Annotated in this window: 5 protein-coding genes; 1 reads left to right on the forward strand and 4 read right to left on the reverse strand. The window is 66.7% G+C overall.

Annotated features, from left to right (window positions below; all coding sequences use genetic code 11):
• Window positions 1-484: 484 nt before the first annotated feature.
• The 4 genes from ACFVDI_RS11660 to rsmG all read right to left on the reverse strand — a co-directional run bounded on the left by ACFVDI_RS11660 (window position 485) and on the right by rsmG (window position 3,534).
• Window positions 485-1,525, reverse strand: coding sequence for a ParB/RepB/Spo0J family partition protein (locus ACFVDI_RS11660; protein ID WP_378904611.1), 1,041 nt, complete (start codon window positions 1,523-1,525; stop codon window positions 485-487).
• An 18-nt stretch (window positions 1,526-1,543) separates the two neighbouring features.
• Complete coding sequence (locus ACFVDI_RS11665; RefSeq protein ID WP_378904614.1) at window positions 1,544-1,723, reverse strand: hypothetical protein; 180 nt, start codon at window positions 1,721-1,723, stop codon at window positions 1,544-1,546.
• On the reverse strand, window positions 1,720-2,715 hold the full coding sequence (locus ACFVDI_RS11670; RefSeq protein ID WP_378904617.1) for a ParA family protein: 996 nt from the start codon (window positions 2,713-2,715) through the stop codon (window positions 1,720-1,722). The genes ACFVDI_RS11665 and ACFVDI_RS11670 overlap by 4 nt, the downstream gene beginning before the upstream one ends.
• An 84-nt stretch (window positions 2,716-2,799) precedes the next feature.
• Complete coding sequence (gene rsmG, locus ACFVDI_RS11675; RefSeq protein ID WP_378904620.1) at window positions 2,800-3,534, reverse strand: 16S rRNA (guanine(527)-N(7))-methyltransferase RsmG; 735 nt, start codon at window positions 3,532-3,534, stop codon at window positions 2,800-2,802.
• A gap of 567 nt (window positions 3,535-4,101) precedes the next feature.
• Here rsmG and ACFVDI_RS11680 point away from each other — a divergent pair.
• Window positions 4,102-4,263: a hypothetical protein gene (locus ACFVDI_RS11680; RefSeq protein WP_378904626.1), complete on the forward strand. Its 162-nt coding sequence runs from the start codon at window positions 4,102-4,104 to the stop codon at window positions 4,261-4,263.
• Window positions 4,264-4,521: the final 258 nt, after the last annotated feature.

The raw sequence follows: 4,521 nt of genomic DNA on the forward strand, positions 1-4,521 counted from the left end.
CGAGCCTGTCGAGACCACCCGGACCCCGCTCAGAGGTCATCTCATGACCGGTGGTCGAGCCTGTCGAGACCACCCGGACCCCGCTCAGAGGTCATCTCATGACCGGTGGTCGAGCCTGTCGAGACCACCCGGACCCCGCTCAGAGGTCATCTCGTGACCGGTGGTCGAGCCTGTCGAGACCACCCGGACCCGGCTCAGAGGTCATCTCATGACCGGTGGTCGAGCCTGTCGAGACCACCCGGACCCGGCTCAGAGGTCATCTCATGACCGGTGGTCGAGCCTGTCGAGACCACCCGGACCCGGCTCAGAGGTCATCTCGTGACCGGTGGTCGAGCCTGTCGAGACCACCCGGACCCCGCTCAGAGGTCATCTCGTGACCGGTGGTCGAGCTTGTCGAGACCACCATGCCCCGTCACGGGGTCATCTCGACAGACTCGATGACCGGTCTAGCCATTTGTCGACAAAACGCTTTGTCGCTTAATGGCTAAATGGATTCGTCTGCCGGCGGAGACATCAGCTCGACGATGCGTCGCAGGTCGTCCAGCGTGGCGAACTCGACGGTGATCTTTCCCTTGGAACGCCCCAGATCGACCTTGACGCGGGTGTCGAAGCGGTCCGAGAGCCTGTCGGAGATCTCCTTGAGCCCTGGCGCACTCGGCTTGGCGCGTCGAACCCGGGGCGTCGCGAAGGCATCGCCGTCCGGGTCGCCGAGAGCGACGATCTCCTCGAGGCCGCGCACGGAGATGCCCTCCGCCACCACCTTCTGGGCGAGCTTGTCCTGCTGCGCCTCACCGTCGACCGCGAGCAGCGCCCGCGCGTGGCCGGCGGAGAGCACGCCCGCGGCGACCCGGCGCTGCACCGACGGCGACAGCTTCAGCAGCCGGATGGTGTTGGAGATCTGCGGCCGCGACCGGCCGATCCGCTGAGCGAGCTCGTCGTGCGTACACGCGAAGTCGTTGAGCAGCTGTTGGTAGGCGGCCGCCTCCTCGAGAGGGTTCAGCTGCGAGCGGTGGAGGTTCTCCAGGAGCGCGTCGCGGAGCATGTCGGTGTCATCGGTCTCACGGACGATCGCCGGGATGACATCGAGGCCGGCCTTCTGGGTGGCGCGCCACCGGCGCTCACCCATGACCAGCTCGTAGGAGTCGGCCGCAACCTTCCGGACGACGATGGGCTGGAGAAGTCCGATCTCACTGATCGAATGGACCAGTTCGGCCATCGCCTCCTCGTCGAAAACCTGACGAGGCTGCACGTGGTTCGGGTGGATCTGCTTGACCGGCAGCTCGGCGAAATATGCGCCGTCGACAGGCGCCAGATCCGAATTCTCGATCTGGCGGCCTTCCGCCGAGTCGGTGGACCCGGGGTCCACGGATGGGCCAGAAGTCGCTCCAGCGGGAAGGTCCGAATGACGGACGTCCGGATGGACAGAAGCGCTGTCCGTCGACTCGTTTCCGCTCGCGGCAGGAGCGGTTGGGATCAGCGATCCCAGACCTCGTCCGAGACCACGCTTCGGCGGCTGCTTGCTCATATTTCGGTGTCCCCCATGTCAGTTCTCTGCTGCTCTGCGGGTGGTCTCGACAAGCTCGACCACCGGTGCCCCGGCCGCTCCGCGGGTGGTCTCGACAAGCTCGACCACCGGTGCCCCGGCCGCTCCGCGGGTGGTCTCGACAAGCTCGACCACCGGTGATCGTGCTGACTTGCCGGCGATCTCGACGAGCTCGATCATCCCTGCTCGCCCTGCTTGGCGAGCTCCTTGGCGGCCTCGAGATAGCTCAGCGCACCCGGCGAGCCGGGGTCGTACGTCATCACGGTCTGCCCGAACGACGGCGCCTCGGACACGCGCACGGCGCGGGGGATGAACGTGCGCATGACGGTGTCACCGAAGTGCTCGCGCACCTCCTCGGCGACCTGCGAGGCGAGGCGGGTGCGGGCGTCATACATCGTGATCAGCATCGAGGAGACCTTCAACGACGGGTTCAGCGCGGCGCGCACCATCTCGACCGTCTTGAGGAGCTGGCCGAGACCCTCGAGCGCGTAGTACTCCGCCTGGATCGGGATCATGACCTCGGTGCTCGCGACGAGCGCGTTGACCGTCAGCAGGCCCAGCGACGGCGGGCAGTCGATGAGCACGTAGTCCCAGCGGTCCTCCGCGTCGCCGACGCGAGGGGACTTCGCCAGCGCCGTCTTCAGGCGCTGCTCACGTCCCTCCTCCTCGACGAGCTCGACCTCGGCGCCGGCCAGGTCGATGGTCGCCGGTACGAGCTCGAGACCGTCCAGCTTCGGCACCGGCACGACGACGTCCTCGATCGCCGCACCCTCGACCAGGACCTCGTACGTCCCCGGGGTGCCCTGGTAGTGATCGACATCGAACGCGGTGCAGGCGTTGCCCTGCGGGTCGAGGTCGATGACCAGCACCTTCTGCCCGAGCTGGGCCAGCGCCGCGGCGATGTTCACGGTCGAGGTGGTCTTGCCGACACCACCCTTCTGGTTGGCGGAGACGATCACGCGCGTGGTCGCCGGGCGCGGCAGCGGCGGCCGGTTGCCCGCGGCACCTCGCGCCAGGAGCGTGTGCTCGGCTGCTGCTGCCAGCGGCGTCGCCTCTGTGGCGAAGTCGTTCTCGAAGGACGCGATGTCACCGGCCGTACGGAGCCTGATCGACACCGGTTCGTCGGTTTCACGTGAAACGGCGTTCTGTGCGCTCTCGTCGTCGTACGGCATAGTTCCTAATCCTCCATAGCCGGTGGTCGAGCTTGTCGAGACCACCCGGTGGTCGAGCCTGTCGAGACCACCGCGTTGTGCGCGTCAGCGGCGCTTCTTCCGGGATCCACCCTTGGACCCCTTCTGGCCGCCCTTCGGGACCGGCGGCCAATCTACCCGTGCAGGATCCGACCAAACCACCCGAACCGCGACAGTTGTCGTCTCCAAAACGCCTACACCGAGCTCCGAGACCGTCGGAGGGGCGCATCCCCACTTCTTCAGCTCCGAGTCGGCCTCTGCAATCTCCGCCTCGATGCTCGACCCCTTCATCGCGACGAGCGCTCCGGTGGGAACCACCAACGGCATCGACCAGTCGAGCAGCTTCCCCAGGCCGGCGACCGCTCGCGAGGTCACCACGTCGAAGCCGAGCTCACCGTGGAAGGCATCCGCCCTCCCCCGCAGCACCGTCACGTTCTCGAGCCCGAGGTCCTCGGCGACCTCTTCGAGAAATGTCGTACGTCGCAGCAGCGGCTCGATCAGCGTGATCTGCAGATCCGGGCGGGCGATCGCGAGGACCAGCCCTGGTAGTCCGGCGCCCGACCCGATGTCCGCCACCGCCACCCCTTCCGGGATCACCTCGCCGAGCACCGCGCAGTTGAGGATGTGCCGGTCCCACAGCCGCGGAACCTCGCGGGGCCCGATCAGACCTCGCACGACCCCGGCGTCCGCCAGCCAGGCCGCGTACCTCTCCGCGAGCTCCAGCCGATCCGCCGGAAAGACCTTCGCCGCCCGAGGGTCGATCTCCCCGAGACCCTCCACGCCCTCACGTTCCTCGCTCACACACGAACTGTTTCACGTGAAACGCGCAACCAAGAACTCCCGGACCACTGGTGGTCGAGCCTGTCGAGACCACCCCGTCCCCGTCACGAGTGGTGGGCAAAAGCAGGGCCAAAGAACCAACCACCCGCGTGGAGACGGGCCAGACCACCCACCCCCCCGGCCTGCCCCTCAGACCCCCCACCCCGCCCCCGTCCCGCGTGGTCTCGACAAGCTCGACCACCGACCCTCCCACGGTGGTCGAGCCTGTCGAGACCACCACCCCGGCGGTCGAGCCTGTCGAGACCACCACCCCGGCGGTCGAGCCTGTCGAGACCACCACCCCGGTGGTCGAGCCTGTCGAGACCACCACCCCGGTGGTCGAGCCTGTCGAGGTCTCGACAAGCTCGACCTCCGGACAGGCACGAGCTCGACATCCGAAACTGTCGGTGGTGCCACTCATGATGAGAGGCATGGCTTACACCTACATGCTTCTCTGCGCAGACCGAACCCTCTACGTCGGCAGCACGACCGACCTCGAACGCCGACTGTCCGAGCATCGCGTCGGAGTACACCCGCCATCGTCTCCCCGTGCAGCTGGTCTGGTACGAGCAGTACGACAGAGTCGACGATGCGTTCGCCCGGGAGAAACAGATCCAGAACTGGAGCCGCGCCAAGCGCCTCGCGCTCATCAGGGAACGACCGGGAGATCTTCCGGCCCTGGCGAACACGTCACAGACGCCGCACCCCTGAATCCACGCGCGCAATGAACGTCATCTCGACAAGCTCGATGACCGAGCCCACCCCTCAAGGGTCATCTCGACAAGCTCGATGACCGAGCCCACCCCTCAGGGGTCATCTCGACAAGCTCGAAGACCGGTGGTCGAGCCTGTCGAGACCACCACCCCCAACAACAGTCATCTCGACAAGCTCGAAGACCGGTGGTCGAGCCTGTCGAGACCACCACCCCCAACAACAGTCATCTCGACAAGCTCGAAGACCGGTGGTCGA

The sequence above is a fragment of the Nocardioides sp. NPDC057767 genome (assembly GCF_042798275.1).
GTDB lineage: Bacteria > Actinomycetota > Actinomycetes > Propionibacteriales > Nocardioidaceae > Nocardioides.

Bases quoted from the DNA above. Each gene is read 5' to 3' on its own strand.
- ACFVDI_RS11670 (WP_378904617.1), bottom strand. From the start codon at position 2,715: ATGCCGTACGACGACGAGAGCGCACAGAACGCCGTTTCACGTGAAACC.
- ACFVDI_RS11660 (WP_378904611.1), bottom strand. From the start codon at position 1,525: ATGAGCAAGCAGCCGCCGAAGCGTGGTCTCGGACGAGGTCTGGGATCG.
- ACFVDI_RS11665 (WP_378904614.1), bottom strand. From the start codon at position 1,723: ATGATCGAGCTCGTCGAGATCGCCGGCAAGTCAGCACGATCACCGGTG.